The following is a 2,266-nucleotide window of genomic DNA, read 5'->3' on the forward strand; positions in this document are numbered from 1 at the left end:
AGGTAGCTGATGGCGGCGCGCGACTCCCGGCTGCTGGGGGCCGAGGAATATACCGGCTATAGCCTCATCATCATCGCCGCCGGCCTTGGCGTCGGAGGATGGGAGCTCTGGTATTTTCATCATGGCGAGATCAGCGCGATCGTCATGCAGGTCTCGCATTTGCAGATGATTTTCATTCGCCGGTCGTCCTATCAAACGTACAATTTTTTCGAGGTACCCTAAACAAAAAACGCCACCCAAAACCGGCGGACTATCTACTTTTCTGGCATTTCAAGGAATAGCGTCTGACGCCGATTTCTTATATGAGCAGCGAAGCACATCCAGATCTGACGCAGATGTCATAGGAGGCGAAGTGATGAGCAATGGCACGACTTCGCCATCGCGTCGAACGATGCGCGCGGGTGCAGGCGGCCTTGGGTTTACTCCTGATCTCAGCTCAACGCTTCCGCGGGCGGCGCCGGAACAGCAACCAGCCTGGGCAAAACCTTTGTCTTTGCGCACGGATGTTGGCATGGCGGGTGGTGCTGGCGGCGCGTCGCCGATCGCTTGTCTGAAAAAACTTGGGCAAGGACTATTTCCATGCGTGAGCCACAACGCTGAAGCCCGGCGTCTCATAAATCGCGCACATCTCTCGTCATCAAGCCGGCATCAAGTACTCTATTGCCGTGAGCCGATGGCGGAGGTCACGGCGACAGGCGGTATCCTATGTTTCACATCCTAAATACCAATGCTGCTCCGTGGCTCGGGATCGCATTTTGCATAATGCAAACGGCCCTCTTTTCAGGCTTGAACCTGGCTCTTTTTAGCGTAAGCAAGTTGCGACTTGAGGTGGAGGCTGCCGGTGGAAACGCCAGTGCAGCCAAGGTGCTTGAGCTAAGAGTAAATTCCAATTTCACGTTGGCGACAATTCTTTGGGGCAATGTCGCCACCAACGTCCTTTTGACATTGTTATCTGAATCGGTCCTAGCGGGCGTGGGCGCCTTTGTATTCTCGACCATCGTCATCACGCTACTAGGTGAAATAATTCCGCAGGCCTATTTCTCGCGAAATGCAGTACGCATGGCTGCTAAGTTCGCATCCTTCCTTAAGTTCTATCAGCTGATGCTGTTCGTGGTTGCTAAACCTACGGCACTGATTCTCGACTGGTGGCTTGGGCCAGAAAGCATCACATTGCTCCGCGAGCGCGATTTCCGTGTCCTTTTGTCGAAGCACATGGAGGCCGAAGGAACGGATGTCAGTCGTCTGGAGGGGACTGGCGCAATGAACTTTCTCGACCTCGACGACATCGGCGTGCTGGACGAGGGGGAACTCGTCGATCCCCATAGCGTCATAGCGCTTCCAATTGTGAACGGCTGGCCGGTTTTTCCGACATTCGAACGCATGCCAACCGATCCATTCTTGCGTCGATTAGATGCTTCGGGAAGAAAGTGGGTCATTTTTGTCGACGACTCTGATGCGCCCCACATCGTTCTAAACGCCCACCATTTTCTGCGCGATGTCCTCTTCAACGAAGTATCGGTCGGTCCCGAGCCCTACTGGCATCGGCCGATCGTCGTTACAGACATGAGAACGCGACTTGGTAGCGTCATTGGGCTGATGCAGACGAAGCCGGAACAACCTGGAGATGATGTCATCGAACACGACCTCATCCTGGTGTGGGGCAAGCAAAAGCGCATTATCACTGGGGCCGATCTTTTGGGTCGGCTGCTGCGAGGGATAACCCACGGTACGCTGACCACGTCGTCAATTTCAAAATGACAAGTCCGCTCTAGCCCCCTCCGCCGTTGGCGTTGTCTGCGCTGACTCCAGGTCCGAATAGAGCCGTTCGCTGGAGCCAGACAACAACGAGGGTGGTGACGCCGGGGCCCGGGCGAACAGCAGCCAGATTCGGGTGCAGGCCCAACAAACCTTCCACACGCCTCGCTACCCCAATCGCGCGCCTGATGGCCGAAGAAGCCAAGCAAAGCGCATGGGGATCTCATAGCGTTGGCTGATGGTCCGGATTACTGACCCTGCCGTCGGACTCGAAAGTCAGAGTTTCTTCTTTGGTTGTTGTCGGTTGAAAGCCGCATCAACCTCATCTTCCTTGATGCGTGCCGAAGGATCACCGCGCTCTCCGAGGTTTTGCTCTTCCGTGCCGTCTCCCATCATTCCCGGATGTAAGACGGGCCTGTCCGTCGTCAGATGATTTGAGACAGTTTCAGGTTATTCGGAACGGAGGTTCTGGCTCATCGACATTAAAGGTTAAGCGGCCTGCAGTTGGTGC

2 protein-coding genes are annotated in these 2,266 nt (G+C 55.2%); both read left to right on the forward strand.

The genetic code is table 11. The features are described 5' to 3' along the window. Positions 1-9: 9 nt before the first annotated feature. Positions 10-222 (forward strand): hypothetical protein, encoded by a 213-nt coding sequence (locus BM177_RS19225; protein WP_091686900.1) that lies wholly within the window; start codon positions 10-12, stop codon positions 220-222. 483 nt (positions 223-705) lie between these two features. Further along, positions 706-1,758: a DUF21 domain-containing protein gene (locus BM177_RS19230; RefSeq protein ID WP_091686902.1), complete on the forward strand. Its 1,053-nt coding sequence runs from the start codon at positions 706-708 to the stop codon at positions 1,756-1,758. The last annotated feature ends 508 nt before the right edge of the window (positions 1,759-2,266 follow it).

It is taken from the genome of Methylocapsa palsarum, assembly GCF_900114285.1.
In the GTDB taxonomy this organism is placed as follows: domain Bacteria; phylum Pseudomonadota; class Alphaproteobacteria; order Rhizobiales; family Beijerinckiaceae; genus Methylocapsa; species Methylocapsa palsarum.